At 55.1% G+C, this 21,338-nt stretch carries 23 protein-coding genes; 12 read left to right on the forward strand and 11 right to left on the reverse strand.

The genetic code is table 11. The annotated features are described in order from the left end of the window. Positions 1-76: 76 nt before the first annotated feature. Genes ABJN86_RS02090 through dusB form a run of 3 tightly spaced genes read right to left on the reverse strand, consistent with a single transcriptional unit; the run spans position 77 to position 3,524 of the window. Complete coding sequence (locus ABJN86_RS02090) at positions 77-1,447, reverse strand: response regulator (RefSeq protein ID WP_348364373.1); 1,371 nt, start codon at positions 1,445-1,447, stop codon at positions 77-79. A 26-nt stretch (positions 1,448-1,473) separates the two neighbouring features. Beyond that, positions 1,474-2,550 (reverse strand): ATP-binding protein, encoded by a 1,077-nt coding sequence (locus ABJN86_RS02095; RefSeq protein ID WP_348364372.1) that lies wholly within the window; start codon positions 2,548-2,550, stop codon positions 1,474-1,476. Then, a complete protein-coding gene (dusB, locus tag ABJN86_RS02100) occupies positions 2,547-3,524 on the reverse strand; it encodes a tRNA dihydrouridine synthase DusB (protein ID WP_348364370.1) in 978 nt (325 codons plus the stop codon). Before dusB ends, ABJN86_RS02095 begins: the two co-directional genes overlap by 4 nt. Positions 3,525-3,694: 170 nt before the next feature. On the opposite strand from dusB, the gene ABJN86_RS02105 reads away from it, so the two are divergent. From ABJN86_RS02105 to ABJN86_RS02140, 8 genes are all read left to right on the forward strand, one after another. Then, positions 3,695-4,834 carry a bifunctional 2-C-methyl-D-erythritol 4-phosphate cytidylyltransferase/2-C-methyl-D-erythritol 2,4-cyclodiphosphate synthase gene (locus ABJN86_RS02105; RefSeq protein WP_348364675.1) on the forward strand — a complete coding sequence of 380 codons (1,140 nt, stop codon included), beginning with the start codon at positions 3,695-3,697 and terminating at the stop codon, positions 4,832-4,834. Positions 4,835-4,838: 4 nt separating this feature from the next. Next, complete coding sequence (locus ABJN86_RS02110) at positions 4,839-5,327, forward strand: phosphatidylglycerophosphatase A (protein ID WP_348364368.1); 489 nt, start codon at positions 4,839-4,841, stop codon at positions 5,325-5,327. Then, positions 5,320-5,790 carry a CinA family protein gene (locus tag ABJN86_RS02115; RefSeq protein ID WP_348364367.1) on the forward strand — a complete coding sequence of 157 codons (471 nt, stop codon included), beginning with the start codon at positions 5,320-5,322 and terminating at the stop codon, positions 5,788-5,790. Before ABJN86_RS02110 ends, ABJN86_RS02115 begins: the two co-directional genes overlap by 8 nt. Positions 5,791-5,948: 158 nt before the next feature. Then, positions 5,949-7,130: an ammonium transporter gene (locus ABJN86_RS02120; RefSeq protein WP_348364365.1), complete on the forward strand. Its 1,182-nt coding sequence runs from the start codon at positions 5,949-5,951 to the stop codon at positions 7,128-7,130. A gap of 139 nt (positions 7,131-7,269) precedes the next feature. After that, on the forward strand, positions 7,270-7,683 hold the full coding sequence (locus tag ABJN86_RS02125) for a DUF2852 domain-containing protein (protein ID WP_348364364.1): 414 nt from the start codon (positions 7,270-7,272) through the stop codon (positions 7,681-7,683). Between the two features lie 63 nt (positions 7,684-7,746). Further along, positions 7,747-8,208, forward strand: coding sequence for an RDD family protein (locus ABJN86_RS02130; protein ID WP_348364362.1), 462 nt, complete (start codon positions 7,747-7,749; stop codon positions 8,206-8,208). A gap of 119 nt (positions 8,209-8,327) precedes the next feature. After that, positions 8,328-9,155 (forward strand): arginyltransferase, encoded by an 828-nt coding sequence (locus ABJN86_RS02135; RefSeq protein WP_348364360.1) that lies wholly within the window; start codon positions 8,328-8,330, stop codon positions 9,153-9,155. Then, a complete protein-coding gene (locus tag ABJN86_RS02140; protein WP_348364359.1) occupies positions 9,152-9,556 on the forward strand; it encodes a VOC family protein in 405 nt (134 codons plus the stop codon). The genes ABJN86_RS02135 and ABJN86_RS02140 overlap by 4 nt, the downstream gene beginning before the upstream one ends. On the opposite strand, the gene ABJN86_RS02145 is transcribed toward ABJN86_RS02140, so the two are convergent. From ABJN86_RS02145 to ABJN86_RS02160, 4 genes are all read right to left on the reverse strand, one after another. After that, on the reverse strand, positions 9,533-10,240 hold the full coding sequence (locus tag ABJN86_RS02145; RefSeq protein ID WP_348364357.1) for a Crp/Fnr family transcriptional regulator: 708 nt from the start codon (positions 10,238-10,240) through the stop codon (positions 9,533-9,535). The two genes, ABJN86_RS02140 and ABJN86_RS02145, sit on opposite strands and share 24 nt — an antisense overlap. 242 nt (positions 10,241-10,482) lie before the next feature. Further along, positions 10,483-12,837, reverse strand: coding sequence for a TRAP transporter large permease subunit (locus tag ABJN86_RS02150; protein ID WP_348364355.1), 2,355 nt, complete (start codon positions 12,835-12,837; stop codon positions 10,483-10,485). 12 nt (positions 12,838-12,849) lie between these two features. Further along, positions 12,850-13,761: a TRAP transporter small permease subunit gene (locus tag ABJN86_RS02155; protein ID WP_348364353.1), complete on the reverse strand. Its 912-nt coding sequence runs from the start codon at positions 13,759-13,761 to the stop codon at positions 12,850-12,852. A 163-nt stretch (positions 13,762-13,924) separates the two neighbouring features. Then, positions 13,925-15,010: a TRAP transporter substrate-binding protein gene (locus tag ABJN86_RS02160; RefSeq protein WP_348364352.1), complete on the reverse strand. Its 1,086-nt coding sequence runs from the start codon at positions 15,008-15,010 to the stop codon at positions 13,925-13,927. A 256-nt stretch (positions 15,011-15,266) separates the two neighbouring features. On the opposite strand from ABJN86_RS02160, the gene ABJN86_RS02165 reads away from it, so the two are divergent. The 4 genes from ABJN86_RS02165 to ABJN86_RS02180 all read left to right on the forward strand — a co-directional run bounded on the left by ABJN86_RS02165 (position 15,267) and on the right by ABJN86_RS02180 (position 19,257). Further along, positions 15,267-16,712, forward strand: coding sequence for a cache domain-containing protein (locus ABJN86_RS02165; RefSeq protein ID WP_348364350.1), 1,446 nt, complete (start codon positions 15,267-15,269; stop codon positions 16,710-16,712). Next, entirely contained in the window at positions 16,709-17,353 is a 645-nt protein-coding gene (locus tag ABJN86_RS02170) for a response regulator transcription factor (protein WP_348364348.1), read from the forward strand. The genes ABJN86_RS02165 and ABJN86_RS02170 overlap by 4 nt, the downstream gene beginning before the upstream one ends. 73 nt (positions 17,354-17,426) lie before the next feature. Next, positions 17,427-17,792, forward strand: coding sequence for a hypothetical protein (locus tag ABJN86_RS02175; protein WP_348364347.1), 366 nt, complete (start codon positions 17,427-17,429; stop codon positions 17,790-17,792). Positions 17,793-17,862: 70 nt separating this feature from the next. Further along, positions 17,863-19,257, forward strand: a complete 1,395-nt coding sequence (locus ABJN86_RS02180; protein ID WP_348364346.1) for a PepSY domain-containing protein — start codon at positions 17,863-17,865, stop codon at positions 19,255-19,257. A gap of 55 nt (positions 19,258-19,312) precedes the next feature. Here ABJN86_RS02180 and ABJN86_RS02185 read toward each other — a convergent pair whose 3' ends face one another. The 4 genes from ABJN86_RS02185 to ABJN86_RS02200 form a co-directional block, all read right to left on the reverse strand. Further along, the gene (locus ABJN86_RS02185; RefSeq protein WP_348364345.1) at positions 19,313-19,831 is read right to left on the reverse strand and encodes a redoxin domain-containing protein; all 519 of its coding nucleotides are present in this window, start codon (positions 19,829-19,831) and stop codon (positions 19,313-19,315) included. A 106-nt stretch (positions 19,832-19,937) separates the two neighbouring features. Beyond that, complete coding sequence (locus ABJN86_RS02190; RefSeq protein WP_348364344.1) at positions 19,938-20,300, reverse strand: Lin0512 family protein; 363 nt, start codon at positions 20,298-20,300, stop codon at positions 19,938-19,940. After that, positions 20,300-20,647: a Lin0512 family protein gene (locus tag ABJN86_RS02195; protein WP_348364343.1), complete on the reverse strand. Its 348-nt coding sequence runs from the start codon at positions 20,645-20,647 to the stop codon at positions 20,300-20,302. Before ABJN86_RS02195 ends, ABJN86_RS02190 begins: the two co-directional genes overlap by 1 nt. 13 nt (positions 20,648-20,660) lie before the next feature. After that, the gene (locus ABJN86_RS02200; RefSeq protein ID WP_348364341.1) at positions 20,661-21,047 is read right to left on the reverse strand and encodes a VOC family protein; all 387 of its coding nucleotides are present in this window, start codon (positions 21,045-21,047) and stop codon (positions 20,661-20,663) included. Between the last annotated feature and the right edge of the window lie 291 nt (positions 21,048-21,338).

The raw sequence follows: 21,338 nt of genomic DNA on the forward strand, positions 1-21,338 counted from the left end.
ACCGCCTTGCCACGTCTGGTTGATGTGATCGTTGAACCGTCCATGCGGCCCAATCGTCACGGTGACTGTTGCGGTTTTACATCAACTTACGGCGGCGTGTCACGTGAATATCGAGGTCTGTGACCTTTTTTCTCAAGGTATTGCGATTGATGCCAAGTAAATCAGCACATTTAGCCTGATTTCCGCCTGTTGCGTCCAACGCAATCTCAAGCAATGGCCCCTCAACTTCGCGCAAAATACGCTGATATAGGCCCGGTGGCGGCAGTACACCTCCGTGAAGGTCGAAATATCGGCGCAAATGCAACGCCACACTGGACGACAATTTGTCAGCGCTGCCACCCCCCATAAGCGGCTCAATTTCGGGTTGATTACCAAGCACCATTTCAACGTCACTGCGCCCGATTTCCTCCTCGGATGCGGTGACGATCAGGCGGCGAACCGAGTTCTCCAGTTGGCGAACATTGCCGGGCCAGCTGTATGCGCGGATCATCTCGCGAGCTTCACTGCTGAATTGGCGCGTAGGTGCGCCCTCTCGCTCTGCCTTGAGCAAGAAATGCGCGGTCAGCAACGGGATGTCTTCGACGCGTTCGCGCAATGAGGGCACATTTACCGTGACACCGCATAGGCGGTAGAACAGGTCTTGACGGAATTCGCCGGCTTCCATCTTGGACATCAGGTCTTGTTGGGAGGTTGCCAATATGCGCGGCGCATCGTCGGTTAAGCTGTCGAGCATGCGCACGATCCGCGCTTGGGCGTCGTCGTCAAGATCGGACACTTCGTCAAATAGGATGGAGCCGCCACGTGCACGGCTTAGGATCGTGGCTGGCCCTTCCATCGCGGATAAATCACTTGGTGTCGCGGTAACGAACGGCAAGTTCCGACGATCGGAGAAGTCATGGATCGCGCGCGCAATCAGGCTCTTTCCAGTGCCACTTTCCCCCGTGATCATCACCGACAGGTCGGTGTTCATGACCCGAGCCACAAGCCGGTAAAGCTCTTGCATAATCGCAGTTCGCCCAATCAAGGGAAGATCGCCCGCCTCTTCATTTGTCGCATCCGCAGTGCGGGTTTTGGTGACCACGCGCTTGCGCTCTAACGCACGCGCAGAGCGTTTCATCAGGTCTGGTAGGTCGAAGGGTTTAGGCAGGTAGTCGTAGGCATCGGCCTCGGTCGCCTGAATGGCTGTCATAATGGTGTTCTGCGCCGAGATGATAATGACCGGCAGCGAGGGGCGTTGCTCGCGGATGGCAGGCAACATTTCCAGCCCGTTTCCGTCAGGCATCATGACATCGGATATGACCAAATCGCCTTTGCCCTCGCTCACCCAACGCATCAACGTGGTCAGGGAGGATGTGGCGTGAACCTTGCACCCTGCCCGCGTTAGGGCTTGGGTCAATACAGTGCGGATTGTGCGGTCGTCGTCAGCGACAAGTACGGTGCCGTCCATCTTTTACGCTCTCTCTTTCGGGTGTGTCATAGGTCTAAAATCTTTGGAACAAGTGGTAGGGAAATACGAAATACGGTTCGGCCCGGTGCCGAGGTGACTGAGATCCAGCCGTCATGCTCTGATACAATTTTGGACACCAAAGCGAGACCAAGTCCCGTGCCGTTTTCACGCCCAGAGACGAACGGTTCAAAGACTTCGCCGGCCAAATCACTGGGCAGCCCGGGGCCGTCATCAATGATCTCTACTTGCAGTGGAACAGCCGCACGGGTGCCGTCGGGGCGTTGCACGCGCAGGGACATCTCGTAGAAGGTTCGTATCTCGATGGTGCCGCCTGCGGGTGACGCCGCCTCGGAGGCGTTCTTGAGCAGGTTCTGGAATATTTGCAGCAACTGGTCCGCATCCGCGTAGGTTGGCGGCAAGGACGGGTCGTAGTTTTCCTTGATCTTCATGTTGGCGGCGAAGCCCACGGCGGCGCTTTTCTGCGCGCGGTCCAGCACATCGTGAAGGTTAACTGACTTGCGCAGTGGCGGGCGCAGGTTGCCGAATTGCTCGACCTGATCGAGCAACTTTACGACCCTGCGCGATTCCTCGACGATCAGGTCGGTCAACTCGATGTCGTCGCCAGACAGCCCCATACTTAGCAATTGCGCGGCTCCAGTGATCCCCGCCAGCGGGTTCTTGATCTCATGAGCCAGCATTTCAGCCATGCCAATGGCGGACTTAGCTGCGGTTTTGGACTGCATATCGCGCCCCATTTTATGGGCAATCTCGCGCGGGTCCAGCAGGATCAGGATATACCCTGGGCGATCCACAATGGTGGTGAGCTGGACGTTGCATTCCACTGGGGGCTTCTCGCCTGAGCCCACATCCACAGTGTTTACAAACAAGGCGGAGCTGTCTCGGCGTACACGCATCACCGCTTCATCCAGTGGCGCATTCACATGCAGCTTGTCCCACACCGGAGCGCCTCGCAGGGACTTGGCCGAGGCGTTCATGAAGGTCTCGCCGCTTGGGTTGATTTCAACGATCTTATTTTGGCCGTCGATCACCAGACAGGGAACCGGAAGGGAGGTCCATAGGGTATCAAAAAAACTGGCGGTCATGCAGCAGTGCTTTCTTGGAGTGCGGTGGGGAGGAGTTTTAACGTGTTTGACGATGACTTGGAGGTCAGCACTTCGCGGCGCAATGCGGGAGGTGTCCCTGCCCCGTCCATGTACCAGCCAAGGTGCTTTCGCGAGACCCGCAGGCCCAGCTCCTCGCCATAGAAGCCCAGCATGTCTTCGTAGTGGCTGCACACCATATCGTTCAGCGCCGCGCCTTGCGGAATGTCGGGGGCCTCCGTGCCATGTAGATCGTGGGCCACCTTTGCCAAAATCCAAGGCTTGCCTTGCGCGCCGCGCCCGATCATCACGCCGTCTGCGCCCGATGCCTTAAGCGCTTCTTGCGCGGTGTCCGAATTCGTTATGTCGCCATTGGCGACCACTGGAATGTCCACAGCATCTTTGACGGCACGAATGGCGTCCCAATCCGCGTGGCCCTTGTAGAACTGGCATCTGGTGCGCCCGTGGATGGTGAGCATGCGAATGCCCGCGTCCTCGGCCCGTTTTGCGAGCGTGGGGGCGTTTAACAAGGCGTCGTCCCAGCCTAGGCGCGTCTTAAGCGTTACGGGGACGTCAACGGCCTCGACCACTGCTTCGATCAACGTCAGGGCGTGGTCCAAGTCCTTGAGCAGCGCCGAGCCGGAATACCCGTTGGTCACCTTCTTGGCGGGGCAGCCCATGTTGATGTCGATCACCCGCGCGCCGTTCGCAGCGACCACACGAGCGGCCTCGGCCATCCAGACGGCCTCGCGCCCCGCAAGTTGCACAGATGTGTTGGCAAATTGCATGCCCAGCTCGGCTTTTTCGCGGACGCCGGGCTTGGCTTGAACCATTTCTTGGCTCGCGACCATTTCCGACACGACCAACCCTGCGCCGAAGCTTGAGACCAATTTGCGAAACGGCAAATCGGTAATCCCCGCGAGCGGAGCCAGTAATACCGGCGGGTCAATGGCGTGTTCTGCCAGAAGAATGGTCAAATGCTTAATCCTTGAGCAATTACAGAAATGGCTACTCCCTTCACTGGGGGCTGGCAACGATATGAAGCAATATTAGCGGAGTGAGAGGCGCATTATTAGCAGTTGCCTAAAATTTAGGCGCTGCGCATGGGGGCATTGTTCTCTGCTTGCGCACATCATACACATCTTTCATGATTTCGGAGCGTCCAACAGTAGCAGCAGTGATCGTAGCCGCAGGCCGCGGGATCAGAGCTGGCGGGGAAATTGCCAAGCAATGGCAACCTCTTGGCGGCCAAAGGGTCATAGATGTGACCTGTGCCGTCTTCAACTCGCATCCGCGTGTTGATGAGGTTGTGCTTGTGCTGCCTGAAGACACGCCCTCTGAGATGCACCCAAGCGGGGTTACCTGCGTCACAGGCGGGAGCAGCCGCGATGTGTCGGTGCTGAACGGCTTGAGGGCTGTTGAGGGGCGATTTGACCTCGTGTTGATCCATGATGGTGCCCGCCCGCTGGTGGAGCATGATGTTATCCACAGGGTTCTGGAGGCATTAGATAGCTCTGAGGGTGCCGCCCCCGCCCTTGCGGTCTCAGATGCTTTGTGGAGCGGTGATGCGGGGCTGGTGACTGGTACGAAAGATCGTGTCGGCTTGTTCCGCGCCCAAACCCCGCAAGGGTTCCACCTGAGTAAAATTATCGATGCGCATCAATCCCATAGCGGCGGTGCTGCGGATGATGTTGAAATCGCGCGCGCGGCTGGGTTGACTGTTGCAATTGTTGACGGCAGCGAGCGAAATATGAAAATAACAACGCCCGAGGATTTTGCGCGGGCTGAGAAATATTTGGAGAAGACGGTGGATATACGGGTTGGCAACGGGTTCGATGTGCACCGTTTCGGCGATGGTGATCACGTCGTGCTTTGCGGCATTGAGGTTCCTCATGGGCGCGGGTTGCAGGGACATTCGGATGCCGATGTGGGGCTGCATACTATCACTGACGCGATTTATGGCGCTTTGGCGCAGGGCGACATCGGCCAGCACTTCCCGCCAAGTGATCCGCAGTGGAAAGGCATGGCCAGCCATGTGTTTCTGGAACACGCACGTGATCTGGCCGCGAAGATGGGATTTGTAATATCCAACGCAGACTGCACGCTTATATGTGAAGAGCCAAAAATTGGCCCCCACGCTTTAGCAATGCGCCGTAAGGTGTCGGAATTGCTAAATATTGACTTGGATCGAGTGAGCGTCAAAGCGACCACATCAGAGCAATTGGGTTTCACTGGGCGCCGTGAAGGCATTGCGTGTATGGCGACCGTCACGCTTATCAAAGGGTAGCGCTATGTTCTCCGTTTCCAAGCTTTGGGCCACCTTCTTCTATGTAGGGCTATTGCGCCCTGCGCCCGGCACATGGGGTTCTGCTGCGGCAGTGATTGCAGCTTGGGGTATCATCGAATGGCGCGGCTATGTGGGGTTGGCGGTTTTGACGCTGGTTATGTTCATCCTTGGATGGGCCGTCACGGCGATGGAAACCAAAGGTAAGGACGACCACGACCCCTCAGAGATCGTTATCGACGAAGTTGTTGGTCAATGGATAGCACTTTTGCCCGTCGCAGTCGGGTTGAGCCATAGCGGGGCGGCGTTCTGGACGCTTTGGCCGGGTATTTTGACCGCATTTGTGGCCTTCCGAGCCTTCGATATTTTGAAACCCGGCCCTGTTGGCTGGGCTGACCGCAAAGAAGGCCCGCTTGGAGTTATGCTGGACGATGTGATTGCGGGTGTTCTAGCGGCATTGGTTGTTGGGCTTGGGGCTTGGTTGGCCCATGGTTGATGCGGCTGAGGTTTTGCAGGCTGCGCGCGTCAAAGGTTGGCGAATTGCAACGGCTGAAAGCTGCACGGGCGGATTGATTGCGGGCGCTTTGACCGAGGTTGCCGGCTCGTCCGATGTGGTTGATCGTGGTTTCGTAACTTATTCCAACACCGCCAAGCAGGACATGTTGGGCGTAAAGGCTGAAACGCTGGAGGCCTTCGGCGCCGTGTCTGAGCAGGTCGCGGGGGAAATGGCTGAAGGCGCGTTGCGGGCCTCCGGAATGGAGCTTGCGGTTTCGGTCACGGGCATTGCTGGTCCCGGTGGGTCCGATGTGAAGCCCGAGGGCATGGTGTGCTTTGGGTTGGCCTCCGCCGGAGTTCTTGAGGTTGAGACGGTGCAATTTGGCCCGCTTGGTAGGTCTGGTGTTCGGCAGGCGACGGTGGAGCATGCCCTAAAATTACTCTTGAGGCGCTGCCTTTCGTAACTGCCTAATCTTAGTGCGCGCGCTCTAAAACCTGCCTAAAATACGTGCACTGCGAGTATTGCATAGGTTTTGGGCGATGTTTGCCCCCTCTGCCTCTTTATATTGCGACCCTCACGCGGTTTGTGCCTTCAACGCTATTTATATAAGGGGATGGACCCATGAACGGAGCGGATACCGCTTGGATACTTGTCGCGACAGCATTGGTGCTGTTTATGACCCTGCCGGGGTTGGCGCTTTTCTACGGGGGCCTTGTGCGCGCACGCAACGTACTCAGCGTGTTCATGCAATGCTTCTCCATTGCATGTGTCATGAGTATCTTGTGGTTGGTCGCGGGGTACTCCATCGCCTTTGGGGACGGCAATGCATATTGGGGCGGCCTTGGTAAAGCGTTTCTGAACGGCGTAACGGCTGACACATTGTCGGGTACGATCCCGGAAGTGCTGTTCTTTGCTTTCCAGATGACTTTCGCAATCATCACCCCTGCCCTGATCGTTGGTGCTTATGTAGAGCGCATCGGTTACGGCTTCGTCATGGTGTTCTCGTCGCTATGGATGCTGATCTGCTATGCGCCTGTCGCGCATTGGATCTGGGGTGGCGGCTTGCTGGCTGGCGAAGAATGGTCACTTTTTGAGGATGGCGTAAACGACTTTGCGGGCGGCATTGTGGTTCACCAAACCGCAGGTATCGCAGCTTTGATCCTGGCGGCCTTCCTTGGCCCACGTAGCAAAGCCACAACACCTCCTCATAACCCAGGTATGGTTATGATCGGTGCGGCAATGCTGTGGGTTGGTTGGTTCGGCTTTAACGGCGGCTCCCAATTGGCGGCAGACGGCGGTGCGGCGATGGCAATTACAGTGACTCATATCTCGGCTGCTATGGCGTCGATTACTTGGGCCGCATGGGAGCGCTTCCGCTACGGAAAAGCCTCACTGGTTGGCATGGTCACGGGTACAATTGCTGGTTTGGCGTCGATCACGCCTGCGTCCGGCTCGGTTGGTCCCATGGAAGCCATGTTCATTGGCGCTATTGCTGGTGTCATGTGCCAAGAGCTGTGTAGCGTTGTGAAGAACGTCCTCAAGATCGACGATACGCTGGACGTATTCGCGGTTCACGGCGTTGGCGGCATCTTCGGTATCATCATGTTGGCCGTGTTCGGTCACGCCAGCTGGACGGCTCAGCTTGGTGGTTTGGCAGTGGTTGGTATCTGGACGACAGTTGTGACCATCATCTTGGTGGTTCTGGTCATGATGGTCTTCCCGATCCGCGTGTCGGAAGAGGAAGAGATTAACGGTCTTGACCTGTCGTCCCACGGTGAACGGGCGTATGATCTGTCCTCATAGGGGGTAAATTAACCAATGAATTCAAGAAGGGCGCGGGAAACCGTGCCCTTTTTTCGTTTTTCTTCGCAAATCTCTTGAATATGCGCTCGGCGTTCTTAAATATGTAAATGTAAATAACATTCACATAAAGGAGCGACAGATGACCCCTACCTCAACAGCCACCCACACAATGCCTCGCATGGGCTGGTTTGCCCGGGCTGAAGCCTGGTTGGACGAGCGCGGCAAAGGTGCTTGGATTGCCGCCATGGTATTCGGGTTCATCTTTGTCTGGCCGGTTGGCCTCGCTCTTCTTGCATATATGATATGGAGCAAACGCATGTTTAATTCGTCTTGCAGCCGCCGCGCTATGACCTTCAACCGCTCTCATAGCGTGACACCGACAGGCAACACGGCCTTCGATGCCTACAAAGCTGATATGCTGAAGCGTCTTGAGGATGAGCAGCACGCCTTTGAAAGCTTCCTTGAACGTCTGCGTGACGCCAAGGACAAATCCGAATTCGACGCCTTCATGGACGAGCGCGCAGACGCCGCCAAATCCAACGAAGACGCCTAAGACGAGGAAAGCGCCCCGGTTTTGGGGCGCTGTCCCCCCTTTAAATTTAGGAGACCACGCCCCATGTCTTTCACCATGAATGACAGCTTTGACGCCCTACCCGACCCTGCTACACAACCTGCCTTCTACGAAGGTGTGGGCGTGAAACGCCTGCTCGCGTGGGTGGTCGATACGGTCTTGATCGGCATCATCTCAGCCGTGGTTGCCAGCATCCCGTTGTTTTTGTTGTGGTTCGTGTTTCCTTTGGTGTTTCTTCTGGTCTCGTTGATCTACCGTATCGGAACAATTCGCTTGTTCTCGGCCACTCTGGGGATGCGGGTCTTCAACATTGAGCTGCGTGATCACGCGGGGCAAAAACTGGATGGTCAGACCACCGCGTTGCACACCATTGCGTTCATGATTGCCAGTGCATTTTTTATTCCGCAAGTTGTGTCAGTTCTTATGATGTTAATGTCGGATCGCGGCCAAGGCTTGCATGATATGTTCACCGGCGTTGTCGCGATTAACACACCGGGGCGTTTCTAAGGTCTAGGTGGGACTTTTAAGTCGATCTTAACGCAACTGCGTGAGGTTGCTGAAAAAGCAATTGTGACTCGTCTGGGGCGTTGCTAGGTTCAACTGCACTCGCGCAGTACAGAGGTTCCATGCGTCACACACTACCCATCGCCCCACAGTTCTATGTAACGGCCCCGCAGGCCTGCCCATATCTGGATAGCCGCCGCGAGCGTAAGCTCTTTACGGCGCTTCAAGGCGAGCACGCGGATACTTTGAATAACACGCTGAGCAAGCAGGGTTTTCGCCGTTCACAAAACGTATTGTACCGTCCATCCTGCGCTGATTGCTCGGCCTGCTTGTCCGCGCGTATACGTGTGGCCGATTTTGAGCTGACACGCAGTCAAAAGAAATGCTTGCGCCGCAACAAAATGCTGGAGCGCAACGCCACCTCCCCTTGGGCCACGGAAGAGCAATACGAGCTGTTTCGCAGGTATCTGGATACGCGCCACGCTGATGGCGGTATGGCGGATATGGATATCTTTGAATTCGCTGCAATGATCGAAGAAACCCCAGTGAAAAGCCGTGTGGTGGAGTATTGGGACCGCTCGGGCGATCGTCCACAACTTATTGCGACGTGCCTAACCGATGTGCTCGATGACGGGCTGTCGATGGTTTACTCGTTCTATGACCCTGATTGGGCCCGCAATTCCTTGGGCAGCTACATCATTTTGGACCATGTGCGTATCGCGCAAGAATCCGGTCTTCCCTATGTCTACCTTGGCTACTGGGTGCCCGGATCTCCGAAGATGGGATATAAAGCCGGCTTTAGTGGCTTGGAGATATTCCGTCATGGCCGGTGGCAGAACATGAGCGACACTGAGGATTATGAGGCCGATACCCACCCATTGTCGGTTGACCCGATTGCGGAACAGGTCGCAGGGATTTCCCTACCGGATACCAGAGCGCCGCAGGAATGAGCCGACATATATCGGCGTTCGCAATCGTTGTTCCAAACTATGACGAAGCGATTGAGTTCTATGTCGATTGTGCGGGTTTTCATCTCATTGAAGATACAGATATGGGCGATGGAAAACGTTGGGTGCTTATCGCGCCCTCACCTGTTTCAGAGACCCGTATCTTGTTGGCGCAGGCTAAAGGGGATGTGCAATCTGGCGCCATCGGCAATCAAACCGGTGGACGCGTCGGGTTCTTCCTGCATACCGACGAGTTTGATGTCGAATACGCTCAGATGATGTCGGCTGGCGTTCACTTTGAGGAAACGCCGCGACATGAGCCCTATGGCAAGGTCGCAGTTTGGTGTGATCCATGGGGCAATCGTTGGGACTTATTGCAGCTAACAGTTGCCGCCCCTCTTTGACTCTTTTTGCGTGTCGCTCAGCTGTGTCAATCGGTTGGACAACGCGGAGTAGTCCAGAATAAGTACGCCCGTTTTGGTGATCTCGATGATCCCCTGATCGCGAAGGCGGCCCAGTTCTTTGTTGACGGTTTGGCGAGTGCAGCCAATAACATCGGCTAAATAGCTCTGACTTCCAATGACTACGGTTCCGTCGCTGGCGGATAACTTCTCAAGGTAGACGCAAACTTTCTGCTCCGCAGTGTAAAACTGATCTATGGATTTATACAGATTGTCGTGGACCAAAACATCGTGAAGGTCTTCTGCAAAGTTTCGAATAAATACAGGGTTTTGCATGTGCTCATACAGGGCACTGCGCTTGCAGGTTAAGATATTTGTATCAGTCAAAGCGGTGCAGGTTCCGGCACATGCTCGCTCGGAGAGCGTCTCCACAAAGCCCAGCACGTTGCCTACAAACGCGTGATAGATGATGGTTTTATGCCCGGTTTCGCTAATATAGCTAATTTCTACGCGACCTTCGGCGACCATAAGCATTTTATCGGTTTGCTCACCTTGAGGCAAAACGATCTCGCCACGTCTAAATTTCCGAAACCCACAGCTATCAATGAATTGGTTCTTATATTCACCTGTCAGGCCGCGGAAGATTTTTGCGTCTAGGACTGAGGGGAATCTATCGGAGTTTTTCAAATGCAAATCCTGTTACACGAAGCCTTGTGTAACAGGATGCAAACAAAACTAGTTCTGTGCAAGAAGGTAGTTCGAACTCGTTAATGTACTGTCCCGCTTTTAGAGCGAGTCGAAAAATTAGGGTGTCAGCTAGTTTACATCAAAACCGTTATTTCGGGTGAATGGCGAAAAAGTATTATATGAAAATTGATGGCCACCGAGAGGGTAATCTCGGTGGCCATCTGTGTTCTATTTTCCGTGTTCTACTTGCCGATGAGGTTCGGAAGAATTGTCACAATCGATGGGAACGTAGCCAACAGCCCCAGTGCACCGACTTGGATGAGCACAAACGGGATGATGCCGCGGTAGATGTGACCTGTCGTGACCTCTTTGGGGGCCACGCCCCGAAGGTAGAACAACGCAAAGCCAAAGGGCGGTGTCAGGAACGACGTTTGCAGGTTCACCGCGATCATGATCGTAACCCACTTTGGATCCATCGTGCCGCCGTAGATAACCGGCCCCACGATTGGGATCACGATGTAGATGATCTCAAGGAAGTCCAACACGAAGCCCAGAACGAAGAGCACCAGCATCACGATGATGAACACCTGCAACTCGCTGTCGAAGGACTTCAGGAACTGCTGGATATAGTGCTCGCCCCCGAAAGAGATGACCACGAGGTTCAGCAGTTGCGATCCGATCAGAATGGTAAAGACCATCGACGTCACCTTCGCAGTCTCGCGGACCACTGGGCTTAGAACGCCGTGGTTCCACAACACATAACAGCTGAACACCAGACCAAACATTGCGAACAAGTAAGACGCTTGCGCCACAAGGAATGCGATGCGGTTCTCGACGGTAACGTCGTCGATGTTAACACGCAGATCGAAGTTCACACCCAGAAGGATCATCATGGTGATCGCAAAGGTGGTCAGGATCACTATCCGGCCGGAATGCCCTTGATCTTGCAGCTTGCGGTAGGCCGCGAGCATGATCGCCCCGCCTGCCCCAAGTGCGGCTGCCGGTGTCGGGTTGGTGATGCCCCCAAGGATGGAGCCAAGCACCGCCACGATCAGAACCAACGGTGGGAACACCACGCGGATCAGTTCGTTCTTCCCAAGGATGCCCGCCGCATGTTTCGCGCCATAGAGCATCAACCCTAGCGGGATAAGCAACAGTATGAGGGTCGTGCCCGGTGTCGTTGTTGGCGCGACAAACAAAGTGTCGACCAACATCGTGAGCAAGATACCCCCGACCCCGACAATCAACGGAACGGTGTTCGCCGACATGGAGATACCACGTGCAACCACGATCATCAGGGACAGCATCAGCAGGCCAATAGCAACACCTGTGCCAATTGGCGCGGCTGCAGCGACCTTGTCTTCGATTGCCTGTGCCAGCTCCTCCTCGGTCAGTTTGACCGATTGTGTCACGCCGCCCGCGTCGTCGATGATTTTTTGCTCTGCAAGCGCAAGGTCCCAAGCCTCTTGGCCGTGCAGCTCCAACATGGCGCCCGCACATTGCTCGGACACATTCGTGCGAAGCGATGCGGTTTGACCGGCGTCAGAGAAGCTGTCCACTTGGTAGTTTTGCGACCCAACGATGTTCACTTGCATCATCAAGATAAGGCCAACAACCAAACCAACTGGCGCAAACAAGAACCATGTCAAAGCTTCAGAGCGGCGGATTGGCTCGTTGTTCGTAGCCCCCATCGCAACCGCTGGGGCTTTGGATGGGTTGAAGACCGCGTAGCCGAAGGCGTAAAGCGCATAGAGCAGTGCCAACATGATGCCGGGGATCAGCGCCGCTTGGAACAACGTCCCAACCGATACAACCGCAGGCTCGCCTAAATAGGTCAGCGCGTCGGAGCAGCCCGCCTCTTGAGCGCGCGCCTCTTGTGCGGCGGAGTACAAGTCACCCGCCAAGGTGCCCAAAAGTACGATCACGATGGATGGTGGGATGATTTGCCCCAAGGTACCCGACGCCGCAATGACGCCGGTTGCTAGCTCTGGTGAATACCCGTTGCGCAACATGGTCGGCAAGGACAGCAGGCCCATTGTCACAACAGTCGCACCAACGATTCCTGTGGAGGCCGCCAAGAAGGCGCCCACAACCACCACCGACACGGCCAAACCACCTGGTAGTGGGCCAAAGACCCGCGCCATTGTAGTTAGAAGGTCGTTGGCGATCTTGGAGCGCTCCAAGGTGATGCCCATCAAGACGAACATCAAAACCGCCAGCAGAGTCTCGATGGACTGGCCCGCGAACACACGCTCGTTCATGCGGTTCACAACGAAGGATACATTGCGATCCAGCGCCACTTCCCAGCCTTGCGGGAACACGGGTTGCGATATGCGCGGTAAGTCGGGATACCTGAAGACGGATATTGCGTCCTCTTTTAAGTAAGTCGCCGCGACCTTCGCGTATTCCGCGCTGTCGGTGTCAATCGCTTGGTGAATAAGTAGCCCTGCGCTGTCCAATGCGACAATGATCCCGAAGGAAATGACCGCAGCACCGGCGATGGTAAAAGCCACTGGGAAGCCTGACAAAATCCCGCCAAACAGGCATAGGAAAACGATAATCAGGCCGATCTCGACGCCGTCTAATCCAAATAACATCTGATCTGCCCCTTAGTGTATGTCAGCGACCAGCTCGGCGTCTGCATCGCCAAGCACGTCTTTATCTAGGTATTTGCCTTCGCTCTCTGGTCCCTCTTTGTATTCAAGGAAGGAGCGCCAGAAGAAGGCCATGGCCTGCAACAAAACCATTGCGGTGAAAGCCACCATCAAGATTTTGAACAGGAAGTATGCGTTAAACCCGTTGGGTGAGAAGCCGATCGTCTCCACGTTCCAGCGCAGGGCGCGGGCCTTGTTGATAAGGCGGTCCAGCGTGTCGGAGGCCGACGGCTTTGGAACGATCAGGTGGCGCCACAAGAACGGCCAAGCGTAGATCCAGATCAGCAATGCGGCCGGTGCCATGAAGATCATGGAGCCAAACATGTCGATCATCCGCTTCGCACGAAAGCTCACCGCCGAGTAGACCAAGTCAACCCGCACGTGTCCGCCCTGCACGAATGTATAGGCACAGCACATGGCCACAACCAAGGCGTTGTATAGTTTAAGTTCTTCCGCGTACCAGCTGATATCTTTGGAAAAACTTATGCCGAAGCCAATGGATATTTCGGCGCGCGCGAAGATACGTTGCATGAAGATAACAACGATCTGCTGCAGCACCATGATTAGGCCGGCCCAAGCGAAAAAGCGGCCTGTGGCGTTGGCAAAACCTTCCAACACCCGAACGCACCCCCAAAGGAATTGGTTCTTGAAGACGCCTACAATCGTAATGAGCAGGAAAATCGCAAGGATTACAAAGAACAGCTCCGCGCTGGCACCATAGTAGATGAAGCGCATCAAGGACTGCTTGTCCTCGGTTGTGTTGTCCCAAGTGAGCCAATCCAACCAGACTGATGGATTCAAGATCGCGTAAGCGAAATTGTAGAACGCCAAAATTAGATTTTGGAAAAAGCTAAGGATCACATCCATGCGCTATAGGCCCCCACGCCTGTCATCGCGGCCGATCTACGTCATGAGTCACTCATGGACCCAAGGCGGAGGCCTGTCGATACCGGTCTTCGTTTAGAGATACTGTACAGGATCACCCCCCAGCTTGCGCCGGAGGGTGATTTTCTGTCGTCTTCAGAACAGCTTAGCCGCCGAGAACGCGTGTGCGCTGCTCTACGTAGTAGCCATCAGACTTTTGGATCCAGCTTGCGGAGGATGCCAAAGACGCCTCAAAGCTTGCACGTGTACGTGCGAACAGATCGTCGTCCATGTTTTCGTCCATAACCTCAGCAGAAGCTTTACCGAACGCATCCCAAACATCGTCAGGGAATTGCAGGGTTTTAACGCCTTGCTGCTGCAGACGCTCAAGCGCTGCACCGTTGTTGGCCAAAGTTTGGGACAACTGGTAAGCTGTTGTGGCTTTTGTTGCGTTGTCGATGATCGCTTTGTGCTGATCAGACAGGCTTTCCCATACTTCGAGGTTCATACCACACGACAGACCGGAGCCTGGCTCGTGGAAACCAGCTGTGTAGTAGATTTTCGCAACTTCTTGGAAGCCAGCGCGTTCATCTGCGAATGGGCCAACCCACTCTAGACCGTCCAAAGCACCGGAAGACAGCGCTTGGTACAGCTCGCCACCTGGGATGTTTTGAACAGACGCGCCCAATTTACCCAGCACCTTGCCGCCAAGACCAGGCATACGGAACCGCAGGCCGTTCAGGTCGTCAGCAGAGTTGATCTCTTTGCGGAACCAACCACCAGATTGGGAACCGGAGTTACCACACTGGAAGGATTTCAGGCCAAAGATGGAGCCCAGCTCGTCGTGCAGGTCCTGACCGCCACCGTGGTAGTACCAGTTTGTCAGCTCTTGAGCTGTCGCACCAAATGGCACGGCGGTGTAGTAGGCATATGCAGGGTGCTGGCCGATGAAGTAGTAGTCGGCAGAGTGGTAGAGGTCTGCTTGACCGGACGAAACCGCATCAAACACCTCAAAAGCGCCAACCAGCTCACCAGGAGCTTTTTTGTCGATGGTCAATTCGCCACCGGACATCGCGTTAACCGCTTCGTTGAAGTAGCTTGCAGCGTCATCCAGAACGGCAAAGCCGCGTGGCCAAGATGTGACCATAGTCAGTTGACGTTTGCCTTGAGCAACAGCTGGTGCTGCCAAAGTAGTCGCCGCAGCAGCAGAGCCGCCAAGCGCAGAAGTTCTCAGAAAAGAACGACGATCCATTAGGTATCCTCCCTAGTATTTTATCATCTAATCCGGAAACTCCCCCCGGACAGATGGACTGTTTAGTGTGGATGACCATAGATTCGTCTACGTAAAGGTAAATACCCAGTGACGGGTAGATTTTGCCTAAAAAAGAGGTTTTTTGCCTCTTCCGTACTCAAATGCGCAAGATCGGTGCTGGATACCTGCGCCCGCAGCTGTTGACGCGTTGTTATCCCGCCGATTACACAGAGCACATGGTCGGGAGGGACCACCTGTGTCACTACTGAAGCTGTTTCAGCACGAAAATTGGCGTTTGAACTACTCTCAGAAGATCTTTCTTCTGACCACCCTCCCCCTTGTTCTTGCCGTAACCGCCATCGCATTGGTCGTGAATAACCAATCACGCAAGTTGGCCGAGATCGAAATTAAAGCCCTTGAGACGCAACTGATTGAAGCCAAGAAAATTGAGCTGCGGAACTACGTAACCCAAGCGAGAAACGGATTTTACTACATTTACGGCAATGCCGCACCGGATGACGTTGAGGCCAAACAGGCGGTCGCGAACATTCTATCGGCGATGATCTACGGACAAGAGGGCTTTTTCTTTGTGCTCGAGTACGACGGCAAGGCCGTCGTTCACCCACGTCAAACCGAACTGATCAATCAAAACCTGTTAGGTCTAAGCGATAGCCGCGGAACTCCCGTGGTGGCAAAGCTGATTGAGGTAGCACGCACCGGAGCCGGATATCACACCTATATGTGGCCGAAACCTTCCACGGGTGAAGAGGCCTTGATGGTCACCTACGTCACCGGTTTTCAAAGCTGGCAATGGGCCGTGGGCACGGGCGTCTTTATCGATGACATCCTCGCGACGGTTGCAAATGCCCGTGCTGCAACGGAAGAACGTATCAGATCGACCTTTCTCTACATCGTGTTGATTGCGGTGGCCGCGTTGATCGGCGTTTTCATCACGGGCCTTTGGATCAACTTGCGCGAACGCCGCCTCGCTGACGCAAAACTCAGAGCATTGACCGAACGTATCCTTGATACCCAAGAAGAAGAACGCGGCCGCGTTGCGCGAGAATTGCACGACAGTATTAGCCAGATCTTGATTGGCATTCGCTACACTTTGGAGCTTGCAAAGCGGCGGGTACTTGGCGGCGACGTGAAGGCGGATGAGAGCATAGACAAGGGCATCACAGGTCTGACGGAGGCTATTCACGAGGTCCGACGCATCTCCTCCGACCTTCGCCCCGGTGTTTTGGATGACTTGGGCCTCGGCCCTGCCCTGAAATCCTTGATTGATGAATTCTCTCAGCGGACTGGCATTGAGACCGAGTTTAAGACCGTTGTGTTCAGGAACCTATTGGACAAGGATTCCAAAATCGCGCTCTACCGGATTGCACAAGAGGCTTTAACCAACGTAGAGCGCCATGCCGAAGCGACACATGTCTACATCGAAGTCTTGGGGCACCGCTCAGGTGCCACAATGCGGATCGAAGACAATGGGCGCGGAATAAGCGGGCCAAAATCGCGCAGCGTGATAGGCGGGTTGGGCTTGCGGAACATGCAAGAGCGTCTGGATCAACTGAAAGGCAATCTTCGTGTATTGTCGAGCCCAGATGGAACAACTATTGAGGCCTCAGTTCCACTAAGCCATATGCTGTCCGTTGAAAGCACTGCCTCAACACCAGCAGCCAAGCCAAGGAAGTCCGCATGACAGATGCCGTTAAAGTTGTAATCGTTGATGACCACCCGATGGTTGCCGACGGAATTTGCGCCATCTTGTCGAGCTACGACGACATCGATGTCATCGCCAAGCTTTGCAATGGTCAAGAGATATTGGACCGCGTAGCTGAGTTGTCGCCGGACGTGATCTTGATGGATTTGAACATGCCGATGATGGGGGGGCTGTCTGCGACAGAACGTCTTTTGGAGCGGAACCCGAACACCCGCATCCTGATCCTATCGATGCACAACGCACCGGAGTATGTCTCGACCGCGATGTCGCATGGTGCACGCGGGTATTTGCTCAAAGACGTCCCCACAGAGAATATCATCGACGCGATCCAAGCGGTCATGCGTGGCGAGACCTACCTATGCGAAGGCGCCTCGGCATCTTTGACCCCCACCTCAAAAGACGGGCGCGAAGGGCTGACCGCGCGGGAGCAAACAATCCTGCTCCAGCTGGCTCAGGGAAAGTCCAACAAGGAAGTCGCGATCGAGTTGGATATCTCCGTGCACACCGTCGAGACGCACCGCAAAAACGTCAAACGCAAGCTTGGCATTAGCTCTACGGCGGGCCTGACACGTTACGCGATGGAGCACGGCGTTCTGCAAGGAACCGGCGTAGAGTTCTAGACGTTGTGACATTTTGACAGGTTTGAGCAATGCCCACTCGCGCAGCGCTATAGACTAAATTATCCGTTTCCACATGCGATTCCAATTGCGCCTCTTTGGTCGGTTTTTTACGACGTTTATGCTGCTCATGGCGTTTGCGGTGTCCGGTTTCGCGCACAGCAATATGGCTGAGCGAGTGTCGCCGGAGCTTGCAGAATATGTGGCCAACGGCGGCTCGATAGCTGACATCTGTGGCAATGAGGGCGGTGAACACTCCCCCAACCTGATGAAGTGCGAATCCTGCCGGTTGATCAACTCTGCGGCCATGCCTGACGCGGCCTTTTTGTTGCCGGAGATCCAAACAAGCCAAACGCGCCGCTTTTTGCTTGTTGCAAGGATCATTCACCAATCCCGCCCGCTTGATCCAAGCCGTCTGACCCGCGCCCCTCCCCAAGCCTGACCTCAACTTCCATCGAGATCAAACAGACCCCCGCCGATACCGGTGGGCCGAATTGGCTTGGAGCCTAGACATGACATCTATCGACACTGACACGCAGCCTGAAGGCAGCGTCAATAAACTATACTTTGCCGCATGGCGGTGGCATTTTTACGCGGGATTATTTGTAATCCCATTCCTCACAATCCTCGCCGTCACAGGTATGTCCATGCTGTGGATTGCATGGATCGATGGCCGCGACGGGGAGCGCACGGCCGTTGCCATTCAGGCCAATGTCGCAGCCCTATCCGCGCAGGCGGATGCCGCTGTCGCGTCAATCCCTGACGGGGTTTTGAAGCAATACGTTGCCCCAAGAACCCCAGATGTTGCGGCCCTGTTCCGCGTGGACCTTGAGGGCGAAGCCACAATGGTCGCCGTAGATCCCTACACTGCAACAGTGATCGAGAGCTTTCCGCGTCGCACCGGATGGTACGACTTCTTCGACAACGTGCACGGAAGCCTGTTGCTAGGTGTCACTGGGGACCGCTTGATCGAGATCGCGGCGTCCTTGTGTTTGGTGTTGATTGCGACTGGTTTGTACATGTGGTGGCCGCGCAAATCCGGTTGGCGCGCGGCGCTGATCCCGAGCTTTACCCGAGGCCGCGCCTTATGGAAGTCGCTTCACGGGGTCATTGGCATTTGGGTGTCCTTGATCATGGTGTTCTTCTTGATCTCTGGCCTGTCATGGGCCGGTATCTGGGGCGGAAAGTTCGTACAGGCTTGGAGCCAGTTCCCCGCTGAGAAGTGGGCAAATGTTCCTTTGTCGGATGTCACCCACGCCAGTTTAAATCATGAACGTCGTGAGGTGCCTTGGGCCTTAGAGCAAACGCCGCTGCCCGCTTCTGGCAGTGATGCTGGTACTGCCGGTATTGAGGCGCGGACCACTCCCGTCACGTTGGATACTGTTGACGCCTTGGCGCGCGAGATCGGGTTCGATGCGCGCTATCAGCTGAACGTCCCAAGTGGAGAAACGGGCGTTTGGACGCTGAGCCGCGATTCCATGAGTACTGACAGCTCGGACCCTATGACAGATCGTACCGTTCACGTGGACCAATACACAGGCAACGTATTGGCCGACGTGCGCTTCGAGGATTATTCGCTGTTCGGGAAAGCCATGGCTGTTGGTATCGCGCTGCATATGGGGACAATTGGGCTGTTCAGCGTGCTCGCGAATACGCTGTTCTGCCTGTCCGTCTTGTTCTTGTGCCTTAGTGCGTTGGTGTTGTGGTGGAAACGTCGTCCCTCTAAGGCAGGTCGATTGGCCGCGCCGCCCATGCCCAAGGAGCTGCCGCTATGGCAGGGTGCTGCATTGGTCGGTCTTGGGGTTTCCATGGCATTCCCGATGGCGGGCCTTGCTTTACTGACAGTCTTGGCGGTGGATACGTTGATCTTGTCGCGCATCCCCAAATTGCGCCGCGTGCTGACCTAAAACAATCGCGCCGCCTCAACACTTGTGGGCGGCGCGACATCTTGTTCAAAGAGAGCTAGATAGTCCCGCGCGGCGGGCGGGCGTTTTCTACAGTGAAGATCATGCCGTCCAACAGCTCTACCAAGTCGGGGCGTGCCGATGGGCCGTTGGAGATCGAGATCAACAAAATGCTGCCATCGGGGCGCATAACAAAGGTGCCAGGCTCCGCGAAGTTGCGGTCTGTTTCTGTTGGCGACAGTGGCGAGGACACATACACGCCAAGCGTTTCCATCTGATCCTCGGTCAAGCCGTAGCCCAGATCAAATTCCCAACCAAACTCGTCTTTGTCGGCTTGCGCCTTCTCGGCCGTATCCGCAGACACAACGGCCACGTCAAAGCCGGCTGCCGCCCAATCGCCGCGCATGTCGTTCAGGATTTTCAGGTACTTCTTGCAGCGGCCACAGTGCTTACCGCGGTAGACGATAAATAAAGTCCAGTTGTCGCGCGCGCCGCCAACGGACAGCTCGCCACCGCCCAGCTTCGGGAAGGACATTGGGGCAAGCACGCTGCCAGCGACGGGTTTTGAGGTAGGCATTATAATTCTCCAAGGATAAAAGTCGCGAGAGCTTAACTGGGATACCAGTCGATCTCAAGACGGCTCGATTGCGGTCGCATTTATGTGAAACGTCACATAGGGCCGGCTAGCGGGACAGCTTCCATTTTGTTGCATCTATTGGCACGAAAGCCTCAATGGCGGCAGTCGCGATGACATGGGTTTGATCGTTGTCAGGGTCATGCACATCCAAACCACCCAACACACCAGTTACCTGCGCCCTGCCCCGTGGCAGCTCGGACGTGAGCGCCTCAATGTCCAAACGCTCAGGATGCTGAACGCCAATCGTCACCTGCACGCGCATTTCCTCATGTGGGATGTTGAGTGATTTAAACATAACGATGGAGGAATGATGCAACGCGTCCTGAATGGCCCGTTTTGCCGCTTTGGTATAGTCGAGCCCGTAAAGGTCGTTGCCAGTGCCCATCTCTAGTATAATGCGATGCTCCATTACGCGGCCTCCATATCGAAGCTGACCATGACGGCCGCATTCACCACCACCGTGACGCCGGAGCCGTCGGGTTTGGGGATATCAAGCCCGCCTTTGGTGACGGTGATGGAGGGCTGGCCGTAGGGGAAGATGCCCAGCAGCTGTTCGGTGTCCACCGCATCAGGGTCTTGTGCGCCGATCTCGACGTCCACAATCATGTCGGATTTATCAAAGCCAAAGGCCTCCGCGATGTTGACTGAGTTGTGCCAAAGGGCGTCGCGAATGGCGCGGGCAGCGGCCTCGGTGTAATCTAGGCGGCGCAGGGAAGTTCCCATGCCAAATTCGTGGATCATTCGTGTCTTCGCCATACCGCCCTCTTTTCTAGTCCTCAAAAGGGTGGGCCATGCCAAACATCAAAAGGCAAGCACCTTCGTCGATGACGTGGAATTCACGTTGGTTGTAAACTTGATTGAATGGCGCCCGAACTCGACCATCTGGGAGATCGGAAAGCTTCGGTTCTAATTCGGCCCAAAGCGCATCGACGTCATCAACATCAATGTACACCATCTGTTGGCGGCGCTCATCTGTGAAATCCGCATCGGATGTAAGCAGGCGTACCGCGACATTCTCACGCCGCATATAGGCGTAGCCAATACCGTCTTCAGACTTGAAGCCCAGTGTGAACCCAAGCCGATTGTGAAAGAAATCGATCTGCTGCACTAAATCGCGACACATTAGAAATGGAGTGATTTGATTCATGCTTGCCATGGATAACCTCTCAAAGTTTGCTTCATTTCGTCAATTTACCTTTTCGCGCAACAAAAATACAAGAAAAATGCATCCAGAGACATAAAATATTGAACTTTGACTGTTGACCCCCCTGAATCGGCTGGTAATGTCGCCAAACACTCACGAAGGAGCAGCGGCATGGCCGATGTAGTCGTCATTCTAGTCAAACGGTGCATGGGTCGGTAACGACACTCCATAATTGGAACCATGCGCCCCCGTTAAAACGGGGGCTTTTTTGTGAGCAAACGTAGAGACGGTAAAGTTAAGGAC

Source organism: Litoreibacter sp., from assembly GCF_039974535.1.
Classification (GTDB): domain Bacteria; phylum Pseudomonadota; class Alphaproteobacteria; order Rhodobacterales; family Rhodobacteraceae; genus Litoreibacter.

Coding starts and splice junctions, on each gene's coding strand:
- ABJN86_RS02090 (WP_348364373.1), bottom strand. CDS start 1,447: ATGGACGGCACCGTACTTGTCGCTGACGACGACCGCACAATCCGCACT.
- ABJN86_RS02095 (WP_348364372.1), bottom strand. CDS start 2,550: ATGACCGCCAGTTTTTTTGATACCCTATGGACCTCCCTTCCGGTTCCC.
- ABJN86_RS02105 (WP_348364675.1), top strand. CDS start 3,695: ATGATTTCGGAGCGTCCAACAGTAGCAGCAGTGATCGTAGCCGCAGGC.
- ABJN86_RS02110 (WP_348364368.1), top strand. CDS start 4,839: ATGTTCTCCGTTTCCAAGCTTTGGGCCACCTTCTTCTATGTAGGGCTA.
- ABJN86_RS02115 (WP_348364367.1), top strand. CDS start 5,320: ATGGTTGATGCGGCTGAGGTTTTGCAGGCTGCGCGCGTCAAAGGTTGG.
- ABJN86_RS02120 (WP_348364365.1), top strand. CDS start 5,949: ATGAACGGAGCGGATACCGCTTGGATACTTGTCGCGACAGCATTGGTG.
- ABJN86_RS02125 (WP_348364364.1), top strand. CDS start 7,270: ATGACCCCTACCTCAACAGCCACCCACACAATGCCTCGCATGGGCTGG.
- ABJN86_RS02130 (WP_348364362.1), top strand. CDS start 7,747: ATGTCTTTCACCATGAATGACAGCTTTGACGCCCTACCCGACCCTGCT.
- ABJN86_RS02135 (WP_348364360.1), top strand. CDS start 8,328: ATGCGTCACACACTACCCATCGCCCCACAGTTCTATGTAACGGCCCCG.
- ABJN86_RS02140 (WP_348364359.1), top strand. CDS start 9,152: ATGAGCCGACATATATCGGCGTTCGCAATCGTTGTTCCAAACTATGAC.
- ABJN86_RS02150 (WP_348364355.1), bottom strand. CDS start 12,837: ATGTTATTTGGATTAGACGGCGTCGAGATCGGCCTGATTATCGTTTTC.
- ABJN86_RS02155 (WP_348364353.1), bottom strand. CDS start 13,761: ATGGATGTGATCCTTAGCTTTTTCCAAAATCTAATTTTGGCGTTCTAC.
- ABJN86_RS02160 (WP_348364352.1), bottom strand. CDS start 15,010: ATGGATCGTCGTTCTTTTCTGAGAACTTCTGCGCTTGGCGGCTCTGCT.
- ABJN86_RS02170 (WP_348364348.1), top strand. CDS start 16,709: ATGACAGATGCCGTTAAAGTTGTAATCGTTGATGACCACCCGATGGTT.
- ABJN86_RS02175 (WP_348364347.1), top strand. CDS start 17,427: ATGCGATTCCAATTGCGCCTCTTTGGTCGGTTTTTTACGACGTTTATG.
- ABJN86_RS02180 (WP_348364346.1), top strand. CDS start 17,863: ATGACATCTATCGACACTGACACGCAGCCTGAAGGCAGCGTCAATAAA.
- ABJN86_RS02185 (WP_348364345.1), bottom strand. CDS start 19,831: ATGCCTACCTCAAAACCCGTCGCTGGCAGCGTGCTTGCCCCAATGTCC.
- ABJN86_RS02190 (WP_348364344.1), bottom strand. CDS start 20,300: ATGGAGCATCGCATTATACTAGAGATGGGCACTGGCAACGACCTTTAC.
- ABJN86_RS02195 (WP_348364343.1), bottom strand. CDS start 20,647: ATGGCGAAGACACGAATGATCCACGAATTTGGCATGGGAACTTCCCTG.
- ABJN86_RS02200 (WP_348364341.1), bottom strand. CDS start 21,047: ATGGCAAGCATGAATCAAATCACTCCATTTCTAATGTGTCGCGATTTA.